The organism is Mesoterricola silvestris (genome assembly GCF_030295405.1).
Taxonomy (GTDB): domain Bacteria; phylum Acidobacteriota; class Holophagae; order Holophagales; family Holophagaceae; genus Mesoterricola; species Mesoterricola silvestris.
In genome coordinates this window covers 530,271-551,416 of record NZ_AP027080.1, presented here as the reverse complement: position 1 = coordinate 551,416, position 21,146 = coordinate 530,271, and the positions used below count along the sequence as shown (strand labels likewise).

The 21,146-nt window shown below is 68.4% G+C and carries 17 protein-coding genes; 3 read left to right on the top strand and 14 right to left on the bottom strand.

From position 1 onward, the window contains the following. Positions 1 to 7 precede the first annotated feature (7 nt). From R2J76_RS02455 to R2J76_RS02415, 9 genes are all read right to left on the bottom strand, one after another. On the bottom strand, positions 8 to 1,057 hold the full coding sequence (locus R2J76_RS02455) for a protein-glutamate methylesterase/protein-glutamine glutaminase (protein ID WP_316414190.1): 1,050 nt from the start codon (positions 1,055 to 1,057) through the stop codon (positions 8 to 10). After that, positions 1,047 to 1,892, bottom strand: coding sequence for a CheR family methyltransferase (locus R2J76_RS02450; RefSeq protein WP_316414189.1), 846 nt, complete (start codon positions 1,890 to 1,892; stop codon positions 1,047 to 1,049). The genes R2J76_RS02455 and R2J76_RS02450 overlap by 11 nt, the downstream gene beginning before the upstream one ends. Then, positions 1,889 to 2,428, bottom strand: coding sequence for a chemotaxis protein CheW (locus R2J76_RS02445; RefSeq protein ID WP_316414188.1), 540 nt, complete (start codon positions 2,426 to 2,428; stop codon positions 1,889 to 1,891). Before R2J76_RS02445 ends, R2J76_RS02450 begins: the two co-directional genes overlap by 4 nt. A gap of 15 nt (positions 2,429 to 2,443) precedes the next feature. Further along, on the bottom strand, positions 2,444 to 4,066 hold the full coding sequence (locus R2J76_RS02440) for a methyl-accepting chemotaxis protein (RefSeq protein ID WP_316414187.1): 1,623 nt from the start codon (positions 4,064 to 4,066) through the stop codon (positions 2,444 to 2,446). Between the two features lie 17 nt (positions 4,067 to 4,083). Beyond that, positions 4,084 to 6,222, bottom strand: a complete 2,139-nt coding sequence (locus R2J76_RS02435; RefSeq protein ID WP_316414186.1) for a chemotaxis protein CheA — start codon at positions 6,220 to 6,222, stop codon at positions 4,084 to 4,086. A gap of 7 nt (positions 6,223 to 6,229) precedes the next feature. Continuing rightward, a complete protein-coding gene (locus R2J76_RS02430; RefSeq protein ID WP_316414185.1) occupies positions 6,230 to 6,541 on the bottom strand; it encodes an STAS domain-containing protein in 312 nt (103 codons plus the stop codon). A 9-nt stretch (positions 6,542 to 6,550) separates the two neighbouring features. After that, positions 6,551 to 6,919, bottom strand: a complete 369-nt coding sequence (locus R2J76_RS02425) for a response regulator (RefSeq protein ID WP_316414184.1) — start codon at positions 6,917 to 6,919, stop codon at positions 6,551 to 6,553. 9 nt (positions 6,920 to 6,928) lie between these two features. Beyond that, a complete protein-coding gene (locus tag R2J76_RS02420) occupies positions 6,929 to 8,059 on the bottom strand; it encodes a methyl-accepting chemotaxis protein (RefSeq protein ID WP_316414183.1) in 1,131 nt (376 codons plus the stop codon). 110 nt (positions 8,060 to 8,169) lie between these two features. Then, complete coding sequence (locus R2J76_RS02415; protein ID WP_316414182.1) at positions 8,170 to 9,789, bottom strand: methyl-accepting chemotaxis protein; 1,620 nt, start codon at positions 9,787 to 9,789, stop codon at positions 8,170 to 8,172. A 273-nt stretch (positions 9,790 to 10,062) separates the two neighbouring features. On the opposite strand from R2J76_RS02415, the gene R2J76_RS02410 reads away from it, so the two are divergent. Beyond that, the gene (locus tag R2J76_RS02410; RefSeq protein ID WP_316414181.1) at positions 10,063 to 10,632 is read left to right on the top strand and encodes a thioredoxin family protein; all 570 of its coding nucleotides are present in this window, start codon (positions 10,063 to 10,065) and stop codon (positions 10,630 to 10,632) included. Between the two features lie 215 nt (positions 10,633 to 10,847). On the opposite strand, the gene R2J76_RS02405 is transcribed toward R2J76_RS02410, so the two are convergent. The 4 genes from R2J76_RS02405 to R2J76_RS02390 all read right to left on the bottom strand — a co-directional run bounded on the left by R2J76_RS02405 (position 10,848) and on the right by R2J76_RS02390 (position 18,118). Further along, the gene (locus tag R2J76_RS02405; protein WP_316414180.1) at positions 10,848 to 13,265 is read right to left on the bottom strand and encodes a DUF5916 domain-containing protein; all 2,418 of its coding nucleotides are present in this window, start codon (positions 13,263 to 13,265) and stop codon (positions 10,848 to 10,850) included. Between the two features lie 94 nt (positions 13,266 to 13,359). Further along, a complete protein-coding gene (locus tag R2J76_RS02400) occupies positions 13,360 to 14,157 on the bottom strand; it encodes an SDR family oxidoreductase (protein ID WP_316414179.1) in 798 nt (265 codons plus the stop codon). 24 nt (positions 14,158 to 14,181) lie between these two features. Further along, positions 14,182 to 16,650, bottom strand: a complete 2,469-nt coding sequence (locus R2J76_RS02395; protein ID WP_316414178.1) for a bifunctional metallophosphatase/5'-nucleotidase — start codon at positions 16,648 to 16,650, stop codon at positions 14,182 to 14,184. A gap of 16 nt (positions 16,651 to 16,666) precedes the next feature. Then, positions 16,667 to 18,118 (bottom strand): OmpP1/FadL family transporter, encoded by a 1,452-nt coding sequence (locus R2J76_RS02390; protein ID WP_316414177.1) that lies wholly within the window; start codon positions 18,116 to 18,118, stop codon positions 16,667 to 16,669. 229 nt (positions 18,119 to 18,347) lie between these two features. Here R2J76_RS02390 and R2J76_RS02385 point away from each other — a divergent pair, with 229 nt between their 5' ends. Both R2J76_RS02385 and R2J76_RS02380 read left to right on the top strand, forming a co-directional pair. Continuing rightward, on the top strand, positions 18,348 to 19,112 hold the full coding sequence (locus tag R2J76_RS02385; protein ID WP_316414176.1) for an alpha/beta hydrolase: 765 nt from the start codon (positions 18,348 to 18,350) through the stop codon (positions 19,110 to 19,112). Beyond that, positions 19,109 to 19,666, top strand: coding sequence for a YtfJ family protein (locus R2J76_RS02380; RefSeq protein WP_316414175.1), 558 nt, complete (start codon positions 19,109 to 19,111; stop codon positions 19,664 to 19,666). The genes R2J76_RS02385 and R2J76_RS02380 overlap by 4 nt, the downstream gene beginning before the upstream one ends. A gap of 388 nt (positions 19,667 to 20,054) precedes the next feature. Here the strand turns inward: R2J76_RS02380 and R2J76_RS02375 are convergent, their stop codons facing one another. Next, entirely contained in the window at positions 20,055 to 21,077 is a 1,023-nt protein-coding gene (locus tag R2J76_RS02375) for a DUF2804 domain-containing protein (protein WP_316414174.1), read from the bottom strand. Positions 21,078 to 21,146 lie beyond the last annotated feature (69 nt).

The window sequence follows — 21,146 nt, the reverse complement described above, 5'->3', positions numbered from 1 at the left end:
CCGGAAGTCAGCGGGCGATGAGTTCGGGGATCATGGAGAGGGGGACGACCTTGTCGGCGGCGCCGAGCTTGATGGCCTCCTTGGGCATGCCGAAGACCACGCAGCTCTCCTCGTCCTGGGCCAGGGTGTGGGCTCCGGCCTGCTTCATCTCCAGGAGGCCCCGGGCGCCGTCGTCGCCCATGCCGGTCATGATCACCCCCAGGGCGTTCCGGCCGGCGTACTTGGCCACGGAGCGGAACAGCACGTCCACGGAGGGGCAGTGCCGGTTCACGGGGGGCGCGCTCACCACCTCGGCCACGTACTGGGCGCCGCTGCGGCGCACCACGAGGTGCTTCCCGCCGGGGGCGATGAGGGCGCGGCCGGCCAGGACGCGGTCCCCGGTCCGGGCCTCCCGCACCTCGATCTCGCAGATGCTGTTGAGCCGGGCCGCGAAGGCGGCCGTGAACTTCTCGGGCATGTGCTGGACCACCACGATGCCTGGGCAGGTGCGGGGCAGCGAGGCCAGGACGAATTCCAGGGCCTGGGTGCCCCCGGTGGAGGTGCCGATGGCGGTGAACCGCTCCGTGGTGACCACCATGGACTCCCCTCCGGGGGGCAGGACGATGTCGGCGTTGGCCTTGGGGGGGACGGGCTTGAGCACCCGGTTCACCCGGGCCCCCGCCGCGGCCCGCACGGCCACGACCAGGTCGCCCGAGCTGTCCTCCAGGAAGTTCTTCACGCCCATGGTGGGCTTGGTGAAGATCGTGAAGGCGCCGGCGGCCAGGGCCTGCATGGTGGTCTCTGCGCCCTTGGCGGTGAGGGAGGAGCAGATGATGACGGGCGTGGGGTGCTCGGCCATGATCTTGCGCAGGAAGGTGATCCCGTCCATGCGCGGCATCTCCACGTCCAGGAGGATGACGTCGGGCCATTCCTTCTTCATCTTCTCCATGGCGAAAAGCGGATCCATGGCCTGGCCGATGACCTTGATGCCCCGGTCCTTGCCCAGGATCTCCGTGAGGGCCTGCCGCACCACCGCGGAATCGTCGATGATCAGGACTTTGATGGGGTCAGGGGACACGGTACACCGTCGGGCGAAGGGGGACGAGGCTGTGGTCGAGGCCGGTGAGGCTCTCGGAGTGTCCGACGATGAGCAGGCCCCCCGGCTTGATCTGCGCGGCGACGGCGTCCACCACCTGCTTCTTCTGGGGAGGCTCGAAGTAGATGAGGACGTTGCGCAGGAAGGCCACGTCGAAGGGCCCCAGCCTGGGCAGGGGCTGGATGAGGTTGGCCTGGGTGAAGGTGACCCGCTGCCGGAGCTGCTTGCCGATGAGGAACATGCCTTCCTGCTTGCCGCCCCCCTTGAGGCAGTGGGCGTGGAGCAGGTCCTTGGGGATGCCGGCGCTGCGCTCGATGGGGTAGAGGCCGGTCCGGGCCCGCTCCAGGACGCGGGTGCTGATGTCGGTGCCGTGCACCTGCCAGTCGGCGGTTCCCAGCACCTCGGAAAGGACCATGGCGATGGTGTAGGCCTCCTCCCCGCTGGAGCTGGCCGCGCTCCACACCTTGAAGGGGAAGGGCACGGGGCGCAGGGCGCGGATGTGGTCGGCGAGGATGCGGAAGTGCTCGGGCTCCCGGAAGAAGGAGGTCTCGTTGGTGGTCATCAGGTCGATGGCCGTCTGCAGTTCGGCCTTCTCGGAGGGGTCCTGGAGGATCTTGAAATAGGCCCCGAAGGAAGCCAGGCCCCGGTGGCGGAGCCGGCTGCCCAGCCTGCCCACCACCAGGGCCTTCTTCTGGTCCGACAGGTTGATGCCCGTGAGCTGCTTGACCAGGGTCCGGATGCGGCCGAACTCCTGGTCGGAGATGGCCGGGGAGCCGGGCGTCAGCGGCGATGCGGGCGGAGTCGGGCGCAGGGTCACGAAGCTTCCGTCCTGGCGCCGGCCCCCAGGGCCGCCATCTCTTCGATGGAAAGGACGTGGTTGACGTCCAGGAGGATGACGAACTTCCCGCCCACCTTGCCCACCCCCGCCAGGAACTCGCTGCGCAGGGTGCTCCCGAAGGACGGGGCCGGCTCGATCTCCGAGGCGCCGATCTCCAGGACCTCGCTCACGTGGTCCACGATGACGCCCAGTTCCACCACCTCCCCGGCCTGCTCCACCTCCAGGATCACCACGCAGGTGCGCCGCGCCACCTCGGTGGCGGGGCGGCCGAAGCGCACCGACAGGTCGATCACCGGCACCACCGCGCCCCGCAGGTTGATCACCCCCCGGATGAAATCCGGCATGAGCGGCACTTCCGTGAGGGACCCGTACTGGATCACCTCCTTGATGGACCGGATGTCCATGGCGAAATGCTCCCCGCCCAGCACGAAGGCCAGGAACTGGTCCTTCTTCTCCACCTGGGCCCTCTCCACCGCGGCCCGGGTGCGCTTGTTGACCTGCATGGATTCCGCCATATGCGCCTCCTTCCCTCAGAACCTGGAAAATTCACGTTCGTCCGCGACGGGTCCCCGGGCCCGGGGGGCCCGGGCGGCGGGCTGGGGCGCGGGCTTCCTCCGGGCCTGGGAGCGCATGCCCGCCAGATGGAAGAAGGCGACGGTGTTCTGCATCTCCTGCGCCTGGGCATTCACCTCCTCGGAGGTGGAGGCCAGTTCCTCGGAGGCCGCGGCGTTCTGGGCCACGGCCTGGCTGATCTGGCCGATGGCGCCGTTGATCTGGCCCACTCCGGAATTCTGTTCCGCGGAGGCGGCGGCGATCTCCATGACCAGGTCGGAGGTCTTCTGGATGGACGGGACGATGGTGTCCAGCAGGGCGCCCGCCCGTTCCGCCAGTTCCACGCTGCCCGACGCCAGCCCGCTGATCTCTTCGGCCGCCACCTGGCTGCGCTCGGCCAGCTTGCGCACCTCCGCGGCCACCACGGCGAAGCCCTTGCCGTGCTCCCCGGCCCGGCCCGCCTCGATGGCGGCGTTGAGGGCCAGGAGGTTCGTCTGGTATGCGATGTCGTCGATGATGGCGATCTTCTGGGCGATCTGCTTCATGGCCCCCACAGTCTCCTTCACCGCCCTGCCGCCGTCCAGGGTCTCCACGGCGGTGCGGGAGGCCAGGTCCCCGGTGACCTTGGCGTTCTCGTTGTTCTGGGCGATGGAGGCGCTCATCTCCTCCATGGAGGCGCTGGTCTCCTGGACGCTGGCAGCCTGTTCGCTAGCGCCCTGGCTCAGGGACTGGGCCGTGGAGCTCAGCTGCTCCGAGGCGCCCACCAGCATATCGGAGGATTCCTGCACCTGGCCCACCACGTCGGAGAGCTTTTCCACCATGACCTTGATGGAGGCCATCACGCTCCCGGTGTCGCCCTGGGCCGTCACCACCTCCAGGGCGAGGTTGCCTTCGGCCACCTGGCGCACGATGGACGCCGCGTAGCCGGGCTCGCCCCCCACCTGCTGCTTGATGAGGGAGGTCACCAGGAGCCCCAGGCCCACGGCCAGGAGCATGCCCACCCCGATGGCCACGGTCATCTGGATGGAGGCCGAGCGCGCGGTCTGGGCGTTGGCGGTGGCGATGGACTCGGCCGCCTCCACGTTCTCGCGGATCATCTTCTCGATGACGCCGTTGAGCTCGTTGGTGATCTTGCCGACGTTGGCGCTGTAGGACACGGCCACGGAATCGGCGATCTTGTTCTCGTTCCGGAAGCGGATCATGGGCTGGGCCACTTCCCGGTCATAGGTGACGGTGAGTTCCTTGAGCCGGGCCAGGTTGGCCTTCTCCTCCGCCGTGGTGGCCTGCTTGGCGTAGGCGGTCATGGCGTCCTGCATGATCTTCCAGTTCTTCTCGTAGGCCGTGAGCACCATGGCGAGCTTCTCCTTGTCGGGAGCGGCGATGGTCTTGCTCAGGGAGTTGCGCACCAGCTGGAAGTTCCCGTTGATGGCGTCCAGGTTCTTCATGGGCGCGGTGGCGGAATCGAACATGAAGCGGTCGCTTTCGGCGAGCTTGCCGAGGTTGAGGATCCCGATGGCGCCCACGCCTCCGGCGATGAGGGCGACCAGGACGAAGGCCAGGATGAGCTGGGTGGCGAGACGGAGCTGCTTGAACCATTGCATGGGGTACCTCCCTTGAACTAGGAAAGGACGGGGGTCTGCCGGCCCCTGCGGGTGGCGAGCTGCACGAGTTGGGGCACGTCGAGGATCAGGGCCACTTCGCCGGTGCCGAGGATGGTGGAGCCGCCCACCCCCTTGAGGTTCCGGAAGAGCTCCCCCAGCGGCTTGATGACGGTCTGGAATTCGCCCAGGAGCTTGTCCACGACGATGCCGGCGCGGATCTCCCCGTACTGGATGACCACCACCCGCTCCTTGGCGGGCCTGTCCCCCGGGGCCGAGAACACCTCCCGGAGCCGGAGGAAGGGCAGCACCTCGCCCCGGAGGTTGATGAGGTGGTTCTCCTCGGACTCCAGGAAGGGCCCCAGGTCCAGGCATTCGATGACGGTGTCCAGGGGGATGACGTAGCAGGTGCCGGCCACCTCCACCCGGAACCCGTCGATGATGGCCAGGGTCAGGGGGAGCCGGATGCGCATGGTGGTGCCCGAGCCCTCGTAGCTCTCGATCTCCACCGTCCCCCGCAGTTCGTCGATGTTCCGGCGCACCACGTCCATGCCCACGCCGCGGCCCGAGAGGTTGCTCACGCTCGCGGCCGTGGAGAACCCCGGCTCGAAGATCAGGGCGTGCACCTCGCTGTCGGAGAGGTCCGCCCCGGCGGCCACCAGCCCCCGCTCCACGGCCTTGGCCAGGATCCGCGCGCGGTCCAGGCCTCCGCCGTCGTCGGCCACCTCGATGACGATGCTGCCGGATTCGTGGAAGGCGTTGAGCGACAGGGAGCCCGTGGCCGGCTTGCCCCGGGCGATGCGCACCTCGGCGGATTCGATGCCGTGGTCGATGGAGTTGCGCACGATGTGCATGAGCGGATCGGCGATCTTCTCCACGATGGTCTTGTCCAGCTCGGTGTCGGCGCCCTGGATCTCCAGCTCGATCTCCTTGCCCAGCTCCCGGCTCACGTCCCGGACGATGCGGCGGAACCGGCTGAAGGTCTCCCCGATCTGCACCATGCGCAGGCTCAGGGCGTTGTCCCGGATCTCCTCCACGAGCTTGTTGAAGGTGGCCGTGGCCTCCGCCAGGCGGGTCTCCTTGGCCTGGCTGGCCAGGACCTGGGCGCTGGCCCCGGCGATGACCAGTTCGCCCACGAGGTTCACAAGCTTGTCGAGCTTCTCCGCGGCGACCTTCACCACCTTCATCTCATGGGCCTGCTTGTCCTGGAAGCGCTTCTGCTTCTCAAGGGCGGCGGCCACCACCGGGGTGGGCACGCTCTGCTCCTGCACCAGGATGGTGCCGATCTTGCGGGCGGATTCCTCCTCGCTCTGGATCCGCAGGGCCTCCTCCAGGTCCCGGGCCGTGATGCAGCCTCCGGCCACCAGGATCTCCCCGAGGTAGTGCTCCTCGTCGGGCATGGCCTGGATGAGGGCCAGGTACTCCTCCACCCGGGAATGGGGGGGGATCAGCCGGATGCGGCTGTCGTCCTGGATGAACTCGAAGACCCCTTCCAGGGTGGCGCGGTCCGCGTCGGTCTCCAGGTCCATTTCCAGGCCCAGGTAGCACAGTTCGGGATCGAAGGCCGGGCCCGCGGGGAGCTTCTCCAGGAGGGAGTGCAGGCTCGTCATGCGGCCCAGGGTGCGCAGGTAGCGCACGAAGGACAGGGGATCCATGCCGTTCTGGAGCACCGTGGGCGCGAAGCGCACGGAGATGTGCCAGTGGTCGCCGCCGGTGCCGCGGGGGCGGGCCACCTCCGGGTGCACCGCCACGGCCACGGTCTCCACGCCCCCTTCCAGCCAGGGCACCAGGGCCGACAGCAGGCGTTCGCCCTCCTCCGCCACCTCCGGCGGCTCGGGGGCGTTCTCCCGCACGGTGGCGAGCATGCGCACCAGGTGGTCGTGGCATTCCAGGAACAGGCCCACCAGGTCGGGGCTCAGGGTGATCCGCCCTCCCCGCACCCGGTCCATGACGCTTTCCACCGTGTGGGCGAACCGCACGATGGGGTCCAGGCCGAAAAGGCCCGCGGAGCCCTTGATGGTGTGCACGGCGCGGAAGATGGCGTTGATGGATTCGGTGGCGTCGGGCTGGTCCTCCACGGTGAGGAGCGCCTCTTCCATGGAAGCCAGCAATTCCCGGCATTCGATGATGAAGGTCTGCTTGACCTGGTCCATGTCCATGGTTGCCTCAGGCGTTGGGAGCGATGAGCAGGGTGTCCCCGAAGGCGCCGGCCAGGTTGAGCTGGTCGAGCACGTCCAGGACGGCGGGGCTGTGGCTGGTGTAGGGCAGCGCCAGGCCCAGGGACCGGGCCTCGCGCTTGAGCCAGAGCAGCACCTGGGCGCCGGCGGTGTCGATCTCCTCGATGCCCGAAAGGTCCAGCTCCAGCGCCGGATCGGCGGAAAGCTCCTCCCCGAGGCGCTGGCGCGCCTCGGCGGCGTGATAGATGGTGAGTTCGCCGGAGAGGAGGAGGGTGTGCTGGGAGCGTTCGAAGGCGATCATGGCCGTGCCTCAGGGAAGGATCAACTTGGATACGGCGACGAGGAGCTGCTCGGGCTTGAAGGGCTTGACCACCCAGGCCCGGGCCCCGGCGGCCTGGCCCTCGCGCTTCTTGTCCTCCCCGGCTTCGGTGGTGAGCATGATCACCGGGGTGAACTTGTAGGAGGGGTGCACCCGGATGGACTTGAGGAAGGTGATGCCGTCCATGTTGGGCATGTTCACGTCGCAGATCATCAGGTGGATCTTCTGCCCCGTGAGCTTGGCGAGGGCGTCCTGGCCGTCGCAGGCCTCGATGACGTCATAGCCCGCGCCGGCCAGGGCGATGGCCACCACCTGGCGGAGGCTCACGGAATCGTCGATGATCATGATGGTTTTTGCCATGGGTTCCACTCAGAAGAAGGTGATGTCGGAATCGGAGTCCTGGGAGGTCTGCTCGCCGCGGTGGATGGCGAGCTGCTCGGCGGTGGTGTAGGTGGTGGCGAGCTCGGCGAGCCACTGGTCCACCTCCAGGCCGGAAGGGTGGTGCTCGAGGCGGTGGCTGAATTTCTCCATGTCGGCCACGACGCTCTGGAGGATCTGCCCGACCCGGTCCTGGAACTGCAGGTGGACCAGGGTCCCGGAGATCTCCTGGCCCAGGTGGCTGCCCACGCCCTCGAAGCGCTGGGCGGACTCGGACAGGAGCGTGACGCCCTCCTGGATGTCCTCCACCACCTTCTTGATGGTGGCGTCCGCCCTCTGGACGATTTCCGCGTCCGTGGTGGCGAAGGCCTGGGTGGCGGCCAGGGTGTCCAGGAGCGACTTGTTCACCCAGGCCACCTTGGAGGTGATGGCGTTGCCCGTGGTGCCCGAGCGCATGCTCAGCTTGCGCACTTCGTCGGCCACCACCGCGAAGCCCCGGCCCAGTTCCCGGGCGTGGGCGGCCTCGATGGCGGCGTTCAGGGCCAGGAGGTTGGTCTGGTTGGCGATGGCGGCCACCTCCTCGGACATGGTCCGCAGTTCCTCGGTGATGGCCGCCAGGTCCTGGATCTTCTCCAGCACGGCGTTGCGGGCCCGGGCGCCGGCCTCCAGGTCCTCCACCACCCCGTGCAGGGCGGCCGCGCCCCCCTCGATGGTGGCCTGGAGACTGCGGTTGGTGTCGAGCCCCGCGGAGTGGACGGCCTCCTTGAGGTTGCGCTGCATGGCCGAGAAGCGCCCGGTGAGGGCCGTGATGGCCTCCTCCATTTCCGCCCGGGCCTGGGTGGTCTGGCCCGCCCAGAGGGGAACCACGGCGCCGGCGACCTGCTCGATGCCGGGGCGGCCCGCGGGGGCTGCCTCCACGGGCGCCGGCGCCTCCGGGACGGGATCCGCGGGTTTCGGACGCCGGGCCAGGAGGAGGCACCCCAGGGCCGCGAGGCCCAGGACCCCGCCCTTCCAGGAGAACCCGGAGGCGAGCCATGGGGCCAGGAAGACCACGGCGGGGAGGCCGTAGGCTTCCAGCTGCGGGGGGAGGGAAAGGTGGGTTCCACGGGCTGGGGATTCCAAGGGGTCTGGTCTCCTGGTCGGGGCGCGGGGGGCCGCGCGGAAAGGATGGGTCATTCAGTTTGCGGGGGGCATCACGATAGAGTGGATTCTACCTCCCCATGGACCCGCCATCAAAAGCGGGAGAATTCCCCCTCCTCCGCCTCCCGCGGGGCCGCGGTCCTGCGCGCCGGCGCGGAAGGCCGCGAGGCGCTGCGTTTCCGGGTCTGGGCGGCGGCCCGGGCCAGGCGGAAGAATTCCATGGTGGACTGGAGCTCCAGGGCCTGGGCGTTGACCTCCTCGGAGGTGGAGGCCAGTTCCTCCGACGCGGCGGCGCTGTGGGCCACGGTCTGGCTGATCTGCCCGATGGCCGCGTTGATCTGGCCCACCCCGGAATTCTGTTCCGCGGAGGCCGCGGCGATCTCCATGACCAGGTCCGAGGTCTTCTGGATGGAGGGCACGATGGTGTCGAGCAGCTTGCCCGCCCGTTCCGCCAGATCCACGCTGCCCGAGGCCAGCCCGCTGATCTCTTCGGCCGCCACCTGGCTTCGCTCGGCCAGCTTCCGCACTTCGGCCGCCACGACGGCAAACCCCTTGCCGTGCTCGCCGGCCCGTCCCGCCTCGATGGCCGCGTTCAGGGCGAGCAGGTTGGTCTGATAGGCGATGTCGTCGATGATGGCGATCTTCTGGGCGATCTGCTTCATGGCCCCCACGGTCTCCTTCACCGCCTGGCCCCCGTCCACCGTCTCCTTGGCCGTCCTGATGGCGATATCCCCGGTCACCTTGGCGTTCTCGTTGTTCTGGGCGATGGACGCGCTCATTTCCTCCACGGAGGCGCTGGTCTCCTCCACGCTCGCTGCCTGTTCGCTGGCGCCCTGGCTCAGGGACTGGGCCGTGGAGCTGAGCTGTTCCGAAGCCCCCACCAGGGACTGGGCGGCATCCTGCACCTGCCCCACCACGGAGGCGAGCTTCTCCACCATGTTCTTGATGGAGGCCATCATGCTGGTGGTGTCGCCGGGCATGAGGTTCACGGCGACTGCCAGGTCCCCCGCCGCCACCTGCTGGGCGATGAGGGCGGCATCCGCCGGCTCGCCGCCCACTTGCCGCTTGATCACCCGGATCACCAGGAAGCCCAGGCCCATGGCCAGACCGAAGGCCGCGAAGATGATGAGAATGATATTGCGGCGCAGGGACGCGTAGACGGCTGCCCCCGCCTTGTCGCCCTCTTCCGCCACCCGGCCGTTGTCCTCGAAGATCTTCATGACCAGGGCCCGGAGATCCTTGTACATGGGCCGGGTCTCGTTCACCACCAGGAGCCGGCCATCCTCATGCTTGGTGGAGTTGAGGAGGCCCTCGGCCCGCTTGATGGCATCGGTGTACGTGGCCCACTTGGCGTCGAATTCCTTCCACATCCCGGCCTCGACGTCGCTCATGGCGCTGGAGCGCTCCTTGGCCATCCAGTCCAGGACGGACTTCTTGCCGTCCTCGATCACGGCCATTTCCTCCGCGCGCCCCTTGGCGTCCACGGCCAGGGCCATGTACACCACCCGCTGCTGGAGGGCCGCCAGGGACACCAGGGTGTTGGCCACGTACTTCTGGCCCAGGACATTGTCCTGGTACACGGAGTGCATGCGGTCGGCGACGGTGGAGGTCCCGTTCAGCCCGTACAGCCCCACCAGCACCGTGATGATGGAGACCACCAGGAAGGCCAGTAGAAGACGGGCGGTCAAGCGAAGATTCGCCAGGAAAGCCATGAGATTCTCCTTTCAGTTCCGTGGGGGAAGTGGGGCCAGCTGCGATTCGAATGGCTTATCGGCAGGGCGGTTCAGAGGTTGAGATTGGTGGAGATGTTCTCCCAATTCCTCCATTGCGCAAGGTTTTGTATGATCGGTTCAACTCAAACAATTATTCATGGTGTCGGCCGGGCTTTCCGGGGCCTTCACCTAGGGAATCCTAGGGGGAAATGACGGGGGCCGATATACGCTAAAAAACCTACTTCGTGCAGAATGCCAGCGGAGGTTCCCGCCATGCCCATGCCCCCCATCCTTCCCGCCCTGGACTGGAAATCCGTTTTCGAGTCCGGCCTGCCCTATTCCCAATGGATCACCCAAGGCACCCATCCGGCCAACCGGGACCGCATGGCTGAGATCCTGGGCTCCGCCCAGCTGGAGCCCCAGGCACGGGCCTGGCTGGGGGCCCTTCCCCGGCCGGTGCGGGTGGTGGCCATCGCCGAGGACTGGTGCGGGGACGTGGTCCGGCACGTGCCGGTGCTCCAGCGCCTGGCCCAGGCCGCCCCGAATCTCCAGGTGCGCTTCGTTTCTCGGGAGCAGCACCCCCAGGTCTTCGCCCGCTTCCTCACCAACGGCGGGGAGGCCATCCCCAAGTTCATCTTCCTTTCCGAAGCCTGGGTGGAATGCGGCAACTGGGGCCCCATGCCCGCGGCCCTGAGGGACCTCATCGCCCGGGGCAAGGCCTGCGGCGACGTGGCCGCCGCCCGCCGGAAGGTCTCCGCCCGCTACGAGGCCGACCCCGCGGGCCGGGAGACCCAGCGGGAGTTGATGGCCCTGATCGAGACCGCAGCCTGCACCGAACCCTGAACCCACGCGCCGACCCACCCCGCCCTCGCCCCCCCCTTTCATCCCCTTCATCCCGTTCATCTATTCCATCCCTGTTCCCGCAGGGCCAAAGCAGGGATGGGTTGGCGCATGCAGATCAGCGACGCGCCGCCCCACCTCATCGCTGGCCCTGCGGAACAGGGATGAATCGGATGGATGGGATCAAGGGGATAGCTTGGGTGGGTCGAGAACGTGGACTAACGGAACATCCAGCTCACCTTCACCTGGAAGGCGTCGTCGGAGGGAAGCCGGGAGAGCACGGCCACGTCCGCGCGGGGGCTGAGGCTGCCGCGGTCGTTGATGAGGGCGTCGGTGGCCACGCCGTGGGTGTAGACGAAGAACGCCGTGGATCCGGGGTTGAATTCCCACCGCACGATCACGTTCTGGTTCCAGACCCGGTCCGAGAAGGAGGTGGTGGCGCTGGCCGCGCCGGGGGCGAGGGTCGCGTCGTCCACGTAGCTCTGGAGGTTGCGGAAATCCCAGTTGGCCATGAGCCACTGCCCCAGCACCTGGAGGCTCAGGCGCGGGGTCATGGCGTAGGCCAGGCGCAGGGTCTCGTTGAACTGGGTCATGCGGCGCAGCCCCACCACGGGGGTGGTGCCCTGGGTCTCCAGGTACCGCAGTTCGCCTTCGTTGCGGGTGACGGAGGTGTCGGACTGGATCTCCATGGCCGGACCCAGCTTGATGGACTGGTACCACCCCGCGTCGGAGGTGGGGCCTTCGGGCCAGAAGGAACGGCTGGCGGTGATGCGCACGTACCAGGGCCGATTTCCCGGGGTGTCGAAGCCCAGGCCCACGCCCGGGATGGAGCCCCGGTGGAGGTACTTCTTCACGGGATCGGAATAGGTCCGCAGTTCCCGGTCGTCGTCCACGGGCAGGGCCACGTGGGCGTTGCCCCACACCGACCAGAAATTCGTGAAGTCCGTGCTGGCCCAGGCGCTGGCGGTCCTCTGGAACACCTTGCCTTCCTGGTCCCGGGCCAGGGCGAAATCGGCCCCCCACTCCCAGTTGCGCAGGCACAGGAACCGCTGGTCCCAGTGGCGGGCGACACCGATGTATCCGCGCTGCTCGTCCGCCCTGGCCTGGTAGCCCAGATCATTGGGATTGAAATTCCGGCTGGCGTTGTCCCCGTTCACCTCAAACCGCCACCCGGAATTCCAGCGCTTGAAGAACCGGCCGTAGCCCCAGAACCCGTCCACCTCGGATCCCCGGGTCCCCGCCTGGCTCCAGGCCGTGCTCAGGTCCACCTGGGAGGACCGGTCGGAGCTCTTCAGGACGGCGTCCATGGCCCCCACCCGGGCGGAGCGGCCCGCGGGATCGGCCTCCCGGACCATGGAGGCGAAGCCCCCCAGGGTGCTGCCCCGGTGGTCCAGGGTCTGGATGGCCCGCACGACCCCGTAGGTGGCGTAGGGGGCGATGGACCGGTTCAGGCGCCCGCCGTCCTCCGTGCCCACCACGCCCCGGGCGTTCTCCACCCCCGCGGCCAGGGAGCCCAGGGTCAGGCCCGTGTCCAGCTTGGCGGTGTACTTCGCCGCCGCGGCGATCTCCGCGGTGGGGGGCCCGTCCAGGAGGGTCTGCCCCGTGTCCAGGGAGGGGCTGGCCAGGCTCCGGCCGATGCGGCGGCTGTAGAAGAGGCGCACCCCCGGGAACTGGAAGATCTCCATGCCCTCCAGGAAGAAGGGGCGCTTTTCGGGAAAGACCGTCTCCACCGTGGACAGGTTCAGCACCGCCTGGTCCACCTCCACCTGGGCGAAGTCCGGGCGCACGGTGAGATCCAGCTGGGAGGCGGGGGTCAGGCCCAGGTGGGCATCCACGCCGGCGTTCCCCTTCCGCCGCCGGTCATCGTACGCCTTGGCCGTGTGGAATTTGTCCGTGAAGGTGAAGAACGGGATCCATTCCCGCCGGAGCCGGGGGGTGACCCCCTTGATGCCCGTGAGGTCCGGGAACCGGCTGGCGAAGGCGTTCTCCCCCCGGGGGGGCAGGTCCCAGTAGCTGGATTCCCGGATGGCCCCGGAATCGGTGCGGCTGAAGTTGATGCCCCACACCCCGTCGCCGCCCCGGAGGCGCAGGACGGAGAGGGGGATCTTGAGGATGGCGGTCCAGCCCCCGGGGCCCGACTTCACCTGGCTTTCCCACACGGCGTCCCAGGAGGAATCGCCGGTCATGGAATCCCCGGCATAGAGGGCGTCCCGCTGGACCCCCGCGGCGTTGACGAGGAACCCGAAGGCGGTGCGCCGGTCCCGGGCGCTGTCGATGTACACCCCGAACCAGTCGCTGGTGCTTTCCTGGTCCCGGCGGTGCACGCGGCGCACGGGGCGGACCCCCCGGGGCAGCCCCATGTGGGCGCCCACGTAGAGGTAGTCTTCGTCGTAGAGGACCTTCACCTCGGTGGGGGTGGCGGCTTCCTGCCCGAAGTCCGGCCAGGAGGTGCGGAACCCCGTGGCGGCGGGGGCGCGCTTCCAGTCGGGCTCCCGCATGCCCCCGTCCAGACGGATGCGCCCGGTGGTGCGGATCGCCTGCAGGCCCGCGGCCCCCAGGCAGCTCCCCCACGCCAGGATCCCGAACGCGGCCCACCGCGCGAAGCGCAGAGAACGGGCGGGCGAGCTAAGGGTCATGGACGCTCTCACACAAGGAGGGGCCACACGGGCAGGAGACCGGTGGTTCCCTGGCCCTATCCTAGCAAAAAAAACGGATGCCCGGCCGATCCTCCTACCTGCCCTTGAATTCGTCCATGGACCGGTTCACCCCGAAAAAGCCCGTGATCGCGTCGAACAGGGCCGCCGGCAGGAACTTGATCATGAGCACGGCCACCACGAACCGGGGCAGGATGAGCCGGGCCCGGTCCTTCTCGATGGCGTCCAGGATGCGGAAGGTGACGTAGGCGGGGTCCAGGATCGGCAGGAGCCAGGGGAACCGGGTCTTCACGCCGCGGAACATGCCGGTGTCGATGTAGTAGGGGCACACCACGGTGGTGCGCACGGGGTGGCCCAGGCGCCGGAGCTCCAGGCGCAGGGATTCGTCGAAGCCCACGGCGGCGAATTTCGAGGCGCAGTAGTCGGTGAGCCGGGAGGTGCCCGAAAGGCCCGCGGCGCTGGCCACGGTGACCAGGTGCCCCCGGCCCTGCTCGATCATGGCCGGCAGGAAGGCCCGGGCCATCCAGAACAGGGCCAGGGTGTTCACCTGGAAGGTGCGCTCGATGGCCTCGTCCGTGCATTCCAGGATGGGCTTGCCGGTGACGATGCCGGCGTTGTTGATGAGCACGTCCACCGCCCCCCGGGCCTTGAGGACCTGGGCGGCCGTGGCCTGGATCCGGGCGCGGTCCGAGAGGTCCACGGTGTATATGGCGGTATCGCCCCCCAGCTCCGCCAGGACGGAGCGCAGCCCCGCCTCGTCCCGGTCCAGGAGCGTGAGCCGGGCCCCCCGCACCCGGGCCTCCTGGGCCATGAGGCGCCCGATGCCGCTGGCGGCGCCGGTGATGAGCACGTGGGAGCCGCGCAGGCGGGTCATGGATCCTCCACGGAAAAGGGGCGCCTACAGGCCCGCGAGCGTCGTCATCATCGCCCCGATGGGCGCGAGGGGGTAGGTCTGGTTCCGCACCGTGACCGCCGTTCCCCATCGCCCCCCCACCGCGAAATCGGTGAAGGCGGGGGTGGACAGGTACTGGGGCGGGACGGTGCCGCCCAGGGCGCCGATGTACTGCACCAGGGCCATCCATTCCTTGAGCTCCACCACCGGGAGTACGGGGCCGGCGGCGTTGATCCGGTACTTCATGGCCCCGGCCAGGTCGGCGGCGGAAACCGTGGTGGCGTCCATTCGGGTGTTACCGGCGTACGCGGTGATGTCCACTCCGAATTTGGACTTGGCCGCGCCCATCATCATCACCGCGTAGAGGTCCCCGGCCACGCGGTAGCGGGTGGCGGGAACGAGGTCCAGCGTGGTGGGGCCGGTGCACATGGCGTCGGCCGCGTCGAACGCCGAGATCTGGCCGATGGCGCCGATGGCCATGGTGAAAATCTTGGTGTTGAGGGTGATGCCGCCCGTGGCGGCGTCGGCGGCCCCCTTGGCGGCAACGTCCCCCAGGACCTGCAGGTTGGTGCCGGTCTGGGTGGCGTCCAGCGTGGCGGGGGGATCGTTCAGGGCGACCATGGCGGTGGCGTAGGGATTGCCGCCCGCCATGGCGGCCAGGAGCGCCGCGGGATCGCCGGTGGAGCCCAGGGTGGCCAGGGCCTGGTAGGCGGCGCCGGCGGCGGCGACCGTGGCGGCCTTGGACTGCACCACCGACAGCACGGCGGCGGCGGTGGCGTACTTGAAGTACAGGTAGGATCCCGGCCCGTCCAGCGCGTAGCTCAGCCCTGAAATGTTCAGGTAGTAGTCCGAGGGGGTCAGGTTGCACTGGCTCAGGAGCTGCAGGGCGCACACCTTCTTCAGGTCCTCGGTGGTGAGGTAGATGGACATGAGGGGGTAGCCCACCGGGATGGCCTGGGTCGTGTCCGGGGAGATGCCCAGGGGAAGCACGTTGTATGCGTTGGCCAAGGAGATGGGGCCCGCGGCCAGGTGGTCGCGGATGACGCCGGTGGGCACGATTCCGGCCGTGAAGAACATGGGGTTGAAGCCCGCGGTCGCGAGGGCCAACACGGCCTGGTCCTGGGTCAGGCCCTTGGCCCTCATGGTCTGGGCGATGGCGGCGGAGATGATGCCGTTGGGCACGTTCCGCACGGCATCCGCGGCGAGGTCGCCCATGCCGTTGGGGCAGCGCACGGGGTTCTGGTCGTTGGAGCGCATCTCCTGGGGGGTGGAGCCCACCACCTTGTAGACGCCCGTGGTCAGGTCCGTGGAATCGAAGACGTAGCCCGCCTGGGATCCGAAGAGGGTGGTGAACAGGGAACCCAGCCCGTAGTTGAGCTGGGAATCCGCCTGGGCCACGAAGACCGACTGGGCGGGGTCGCGCACGGGGTTCACCCCCAGGGCCGCGAGGCTGGCGTCGGTCATGGCCTTGTTGGAGGCCGACACCAGGGTGGTGGTCTTCGAGGCGGCGTTGTAGGTGAGGTCGATGCGCGCCACGTTGGTGGTGTAGGCCCCGGCGCAGATGATCTGGGTCGTCCAGGTCTTGCCGGCCACGGCGCTCTTCTGGGCGAAGCTCGCCTGGGCATCCGGGAAGGCGTTGTGGGTGTGGCCGGAGGCGATGACATCGATGCCGGTGGTGTTCTTGGCCAGGTTCACGTCCTCGCCCTTGACGGCGGTGATGTCCGAGGAATCCGTCCCCGCGTGGGAGAGGGCGACGACCACGTGGCAGCCCTCCGTGTTGCGCAGGGTGTCCACCAGGGACTGCACCAGGGCGTAGTTCCGGCTGTAGTCGGTGAAGGTCACCGGGGCCGAGGCCGGGGCGGCGGCGGCGGCCTCGGTGCCCATGAGGCCGATGAACCCGACCTTGAGCCCCGAGGGGTAGGTCTTCGTGTAGGTGGGGGTGATGGCCGTGCCCATGAAGGGGGCCAGGTCCTTGTTCCCGTTGAGCACCGTGTTGGAGGCGACGATGGGGGTGTGGTAGCCGAACTTGGACTGGGAGAGGGAGAGCGCCGTGGCGAGGCCCAGGGGCGTGTAGTCGAATTCGTGGTTGCCCAGGGTCACGCAGTCGTAGCGCAGCGTGTCGATGAAGAAGGTGGCCAGGGGCTGGGACCCCAGCGTCAGGTCGTACAGCGTGCCCATGCTCCAGTCGCCGGAATCCACCAGCACCACGGAGGTGCCGGAGGCGGCGCCGGCCCGCACGGAATTCACGTAGGCCGCCACCCGCGCGTAGGACCCCAGGGGGGCCGGGCTGGTGGCCGACATGGGTCCGATGCCGTTGGCGTGGTCATGGACGTCCGTGGTCTGGAGGATGACCACCTTGGCGTCCCCGGCGAGGGGGGCGGGACCGGCGAGTTTCTCGGGGGAGGAAAGAGAGCAGCCTACGAGCAGTACGGTGAGGATGCTCCCGGCGGCCAGCGTGGCGATATTCCTTGGCATGGATGGCTCCTGTCCGTTAGAAATGGAAATCGACGCCGAGGGCGAGGATGTAGTATTCCTTGTTGTATTCCTTGGTGGGCGCGATGGTGACGCCCTGCGCGGCGTACGAAGCCGCCAGCTGCCGGTCCCCGGCGTCCGCGTTCCTGTACTTGTTCTGGAAGGCCGTGTGGGCGAGGCCCACATTGACCTTCATGCGCCGCGTGGCCGCGAACTGGAAGCCGACGCCTTCGGACATGTAGTTGGCATGGGCGCCCGGGACGCTGATGTCCATGGTGGATTCCTGGCGCTGCCCGATCTGGTTCAGGTTGATGCCGAAGCTGAAGAGCCACCGGGGATTGATCTGGTACTCGAAGGCCGCGGATTCCTCGTAGGTGTTGCGGTAGGCCTGGGAGGCCTTGACGCCGAACTGGGCGTTGTCCAGCATGCCGAAGTCCACGTTCTTCTCCAGGTAGGCGTTGGCCCCCATGGAGAGCCGCAGGGCGGGGGTCAGCTGGTAGCCGAAGCCGAAGCGCACCACCTGGGGCAGGTCCAGGTGCGCCCTGGCGCCGTCCCGGAAGAGGCCGCCGCCGTCCTTGCCGTCGTGGACGGTGGTCTTGAAATCCAGGGACGTGCCCATTTCGTACGTGAGGTTCACCACGGCCTTGTCGTTGGGGCAGTAGTTGAGGCCGAATTCCGCCGAGAACCCCGTGGCCCTGTCCACCTTGTCGATGACCAGCCGGTTGTGGGTCCTGAGATCGTGGTTGAACTGGTTGTACGTGCAATAGCCGTCCACGCTCCCCACCGTGGCCTGCTGGGACGTGACGAAGCGCCCCGCCAGGGCCAGGGAGAGGCCCGGATTGACCTGCACGGCCCCGCCGATGCGCAGGGCGATGTAGCTGGATGAGCCCTTCAGGTACGAATTGGAGGGGAAGGAGGAGGTGCCGAGCCCCGCCGCCAGGCCCGCGGCCTGGGCCTGGGCGCTGGTGGCGCCCCCGGCCAGGGCCGCGGCGATGGCGTCGGCGCCGATGACCTGGGAGTACTCGGTCTGGCCGTAGCCCGCCAGCTGCTTGCCCATGAGATCGAGGGTGGGCAGCCCGCCCTTCCATTCCCGGATGGCCGTGGCCCCCAGGGTCTCCACGCCCAGGAACGCCGACCAGGTGTCCTTCTTGTACGCCAGGTAGAAATTGGGGACGATGAGCACCGGGTTGTCGGAGGTGTAGGTGCGGTCGCCCACCGCCGGATTCCCGATGGTGCGCACCGTGGCCTTCTGGAAGATCATCTGGTCGCTGAAATTGAAGGTCCAGCCGTCCCGGAGCCGGGGGGTGCCGGCCATGTTGTAGTACACGATGTCCGCGTTGTCGATGGCGCTGTTCCGGTCGAACATGCGGATGTATTCGGCACTCTGGTTGCTGTTGTAGAAGATGCCGCCCGCGGCGGCCGGGGGGGCCAGGGCCAGGATCAAGGACGAATGGAGCAGGGCTCTCTTCATTTACGTACCTCCAGTGGGGGGTTCCTGGGACCTGGGTGGGGACGGGATTCCGGTTCGAGGGCAGACGGAGGCCCGCCTTCGGACGGTCATGGGAAAACGGGGTTGTGGGGGGATGCTAGACCTGCCCGCACGGCCCGTCAAATCATTGTTTGGCCGGGCGCGCTTTCCCCTTGACGCCGTCCGCCCGCAGCTCCCAGAATCCGGGAAGTCCCCCTGCCCGAGAGGCCCCATGGCGCTGCGCGATCCCGAATCGGCCTGGCAACCGTTTTCCGCCTACCCTGGAACCGGCGCGGGGGTCCTGGTTTCCCACGGCTTCACCGGCGGGCCCGCCAGCGTGATCCACCTGGCCCGGCGCCTGGCCGAGGCGGGCTTCAACGTAGAGTGCCCCCGGCTCACGGGCCATGGCCCCGCCTGGCGCGAGCTGGCCAAGGCGACGCGGGAGGACTGGCTTCGGGATCTGCGCGCGGCCCTGGAGCGCCTCAAGGCCCGCGGCGGGCCCGTCTTCGTGGCGGGGCTGTCCATGGGGGGCACCCTGGCCCTGCGCCTGGCCGAGACCGATCCGGCCATCCGAGGCGTGGCCCTGGTGAACCACGCGCTGGTCTTCGGCCATCCCCTGGTTCCCTTGGCCTTCCTGCTCAAGCACCTGGTGCCCTCCACCCCCGGCATCGCTTCCGACATCCTGGATTCGGGCATCAGTGAACCCGCCTGCGACCGCACCCCCACGGCGGGGGTGGAGCAGGTGTACCGCCTCGCCCGGGAGGCCAGGGCGGCCCTGCCCTCCCTGCGCCAGCCCCTGCTCATCTTCAAGTCCAGGGAGGACCACGTGCTCCCGGCCCGCAACGCCCCCCTCACGCTCCAGGAAGCCGGCTCCGCCGACAAGGAGCTGGTGTGGCTCCAGCACTCCTACCACGTGGCCACCATGGACCACGACAAGGAGCTGATCGCCGACCGGTGCATCGCGTTCTTCACGCGCCTGGCCCGGGAGGTCCCATGATCCGCGCCGCCGCCCTCGCCCTCCTCGCCCTGGGTCCCATCCTCGCCGGGATCCCCGTCGGGACCCGGCTCCCCGAGGCCCACGTGGCCGACAAGGGCCTCCTGGTCCTGGACGGCAAGGCCGTCACGTACCACCCCTGGAAGGCCTCCGCCACCAACGGCCGGGTCCGCACCATCTACCACCTCGCGGCGCGCATGGGCATCGACGACATCAACAAGCCGTACATCGACGCCCTCATCGCCGCCAAGCTCCCGGAGCGGCTCCCGGACAGCCCCTACAAGACGGTGACCGTCCTGAACCTCTCCGAGGCCAACTGGGTCACCCATGGGATCGGGGTGAGCCGCCTGGAGAAGAATCAGCGGGACACCCCCTACGCCCTCTTCGTGGCCGACGAGAAGGGCGCGGCCCGGGCCGCCTGGGGCCTGGCCCCGGGGACCTCGGCGGTCATCGTCCTGGACCGGGACGGGACCGTGCTCTTCTTCAAGGAGGGCCGGCTTTCCCCGGAGGAAATCCGCATGGCGGTGGGGATCATCCAGGAACGCCTGGGCAGGTAGGGGCGATTCGGCTGGACCAGGGAAAAGACTGGTTGGGGAAGGGTGTGACCGGCCTGAACGGGGCGATTCGGCGGGACCAGGGAAAGGATTAAACGCTGGGGCGCAGAGGGCTCGCTGGGGCGCTGGGAAAAGAAGGTGAACCTGGGGGGGACTGGCGGCGGGGTCTTCCGATGGGGTCCACGCGACCGGGATGGCCGGATCCGTCGCGTCGTTCACACCGGAATCTGTTCCCCCAGCGCCCCAGCGAGTCCTCTGCGCCCCAGCGTTTGATTTTTCTGCCTGGTTTTCGTGGCGCCATGCGTTCGTGCATTGCCAAAGACCCTTCCTTGGCCCCACCATGCGCCGAACCGATCGGGCATTAGCCACCACCTGCCCAAAGATACCGGCCTTACCAAACAGATAGATGAATTTCCGCCACCCCCATAAGCCGTTCCAGGCGCACCGACCTGCCACCCGGGTCGCGCAGCCAGCCGGTGTACTCCCCGAAGAACTGGCGGAAATTCACCTTCAGGAAGGGAAGCCGCGTGCGCTCCCCCCGCTCCCCCAGGGGCCGGAAGCGCAGTTCCACTTGTCCGTCCTCGGTGAAGATGCGCCAGTCCTCCCGCCTGGGATCCTCCGGGTCGTAATCGAAGACCACCTGGGCCAGGCGGATGCGCTTGCCGCCCACCCAGAAGGCGTTTTCGGGGTAGAAGGACTCGTTGACCAGGGCGGCGAAATTGGCGCCCACGGGGGTGCCGTCCGGTAGGACGCCGGCCAGGGCCGACCAGAGCCAATTGCTGTTCCGGTTGAAGAAGCCAGCGGACCAATCGTAGACAGCGGCCACCCGGCCCAGGTCCCCGGCCCGTTCGACGCCGTCGAAGGTCACGGACAGGGCCTCCGGCAGGAGGGGGGCGCATTTCTCGGTGAAGGTGAAGCGGTTGGGGTCCCCGCAACTGGGGTTCACCACCCGCAGGGGGTGGTGCCTGAAGCCGTAGGGGAAGAGGCCCTTGACGACCAGGCGCTCGCCGAAGCGGGCCTCCACCTCCAGCCGCTCCCGGTCGTGGGACTTGGCCAGATCCAGGCCGCAGCCGCGGCTTTCGTAGTGGATGGCGCAGGCGTCGGGGTCCAGGGGGAAGACCAGGCGGCCAGGCCGGTCCTTCACGGAGCGCTCCCAGTAGGCCCCCGTGCCGGAATCGAAGAAGAACCCGAAGACGTTGGCCACGTAGCCCAGGCGCACCGCCGCCAGGCCCGCCACGAAGCCGTCGCCCAGGATGCCCAGGTAGCTGAAGGCCCCCAGGGCCATGCGCCGGCGCAGGGCCCCCGCCTTCCGCCCGAAGAAGGTGCGCAGGGGGAAGGCCTCGTGATTGAACCGCACCGGGCCGTCCAGGCAGCCGTACCCGACCTTCCCGTTCTCCCCGATGAGCGTGTGCATGGCGGACCCTTTTCCCCCAGTGTACGCCGCGGCCCGTGAATTCCATTGACGGTTTCCGGGAAGGGACTA

Bases quoted from the DNA above. Each gene is read 5' to 3' on its own strand.
- R2J76_RS02380 (WP_316414175.1), top strand. From the start codon at position 19,109: ATGATCCGCGCCGCCGCCCTCGCCCTCCTCGCCCTGGGTCCCATCCTC.
- R2J76_RS02435 (WP_316414186.1), bottom strand. From the start codon at position 6,222: ATGGACATGGACCAGGTCAAGCAGACCTTCATCATCGAATGCCGGGAA.
- R2J76_RS02445 (WP_316414188.1), bottom strand. From the start codon at position 2,428: ATGGCGGAATCCATGCAGGTCAACAAGCGCACCCGGGCCGCGGTGGAG.
- R2J76_RS02430 (WP_316414185.1), bottom strand. From the start codon at position 6,541: ATGATCGCCTTCGAACGCTCCCAGCACACCCTCCTCCTCTCCGGCGAA.
- R2J76_RS02405 (WP_316414180.1), bottom strand. From the start codon at position 13,265: ATGACCCTTAGCTCGCCCGCCCGTTCTCTGCGCTTCGCGCGGTGGGCC.
- R2J76_RS02395 (WP_316414178.1), bottom strand. From the start codon at position 16,650: ATGCCAAGGAATATCGCCACGCTGGCCGCCGGGAGCATCCTCACCGTA.
- R2J76_RS02390 (WP_316414177.1), bottom strand. From the start codon at position 18,118: ATGAAGAGAGCCCTGCTCCATTCGTCCTTGATCCTGGCCCTGGCCCCC.
- R2J76_RS02410 (WP_316414181.1), top strand. From the start codon at position 10,063: ATGCCCATGCCCCCCATCCTTCCCGCCCTGGACTGGAAATCCGTTTTC.
- R2J76_RS02400 (WP_316414179.1), bottom strand. From the start codon at position 14,157: ATGACCCGCCTGCGCGGCTCCCACGTGCTCATCACCGGCGCCGCCAGC.
- R2J76_RS02375 (WP_316414174.1), bottom strand. From the start codon at position 21,077: ATGCACACGCTCATCGGGGAGAACGGGAAGGTCGGGTACGGCTGCCTG.
- R2J76_RS02440 (WP_316414187.1), bottom strand. From the start codon at position 4,066: ATGCAATGGTTCAAGCAGCTCCGTCTCGCCACCCAGCTCATCCTGGCC.
- R2J76_RS02425 (WP_316414184.1), bottom strand. From the start codon at position 6,919: ATGGCAAAAACCATCATGATCATCGACGATTCCGTGAGCCTCCGCCAG.
- R2J76_RS02415 (WP_316414182.1), bottom strand. From the start codon at position 9,789: ATGGCTTTCCTGGCGAATCTTCGCTTGACCGCCCGTCTTCTACTGGCC.
- R2J76_RS02385 (WP_316414176.1), top strand. From the start codon at position 18,348: ATGGCGCTGCGCGATCCCGAATCGGCCTGGCAACCGTTTTCCGCCTAC.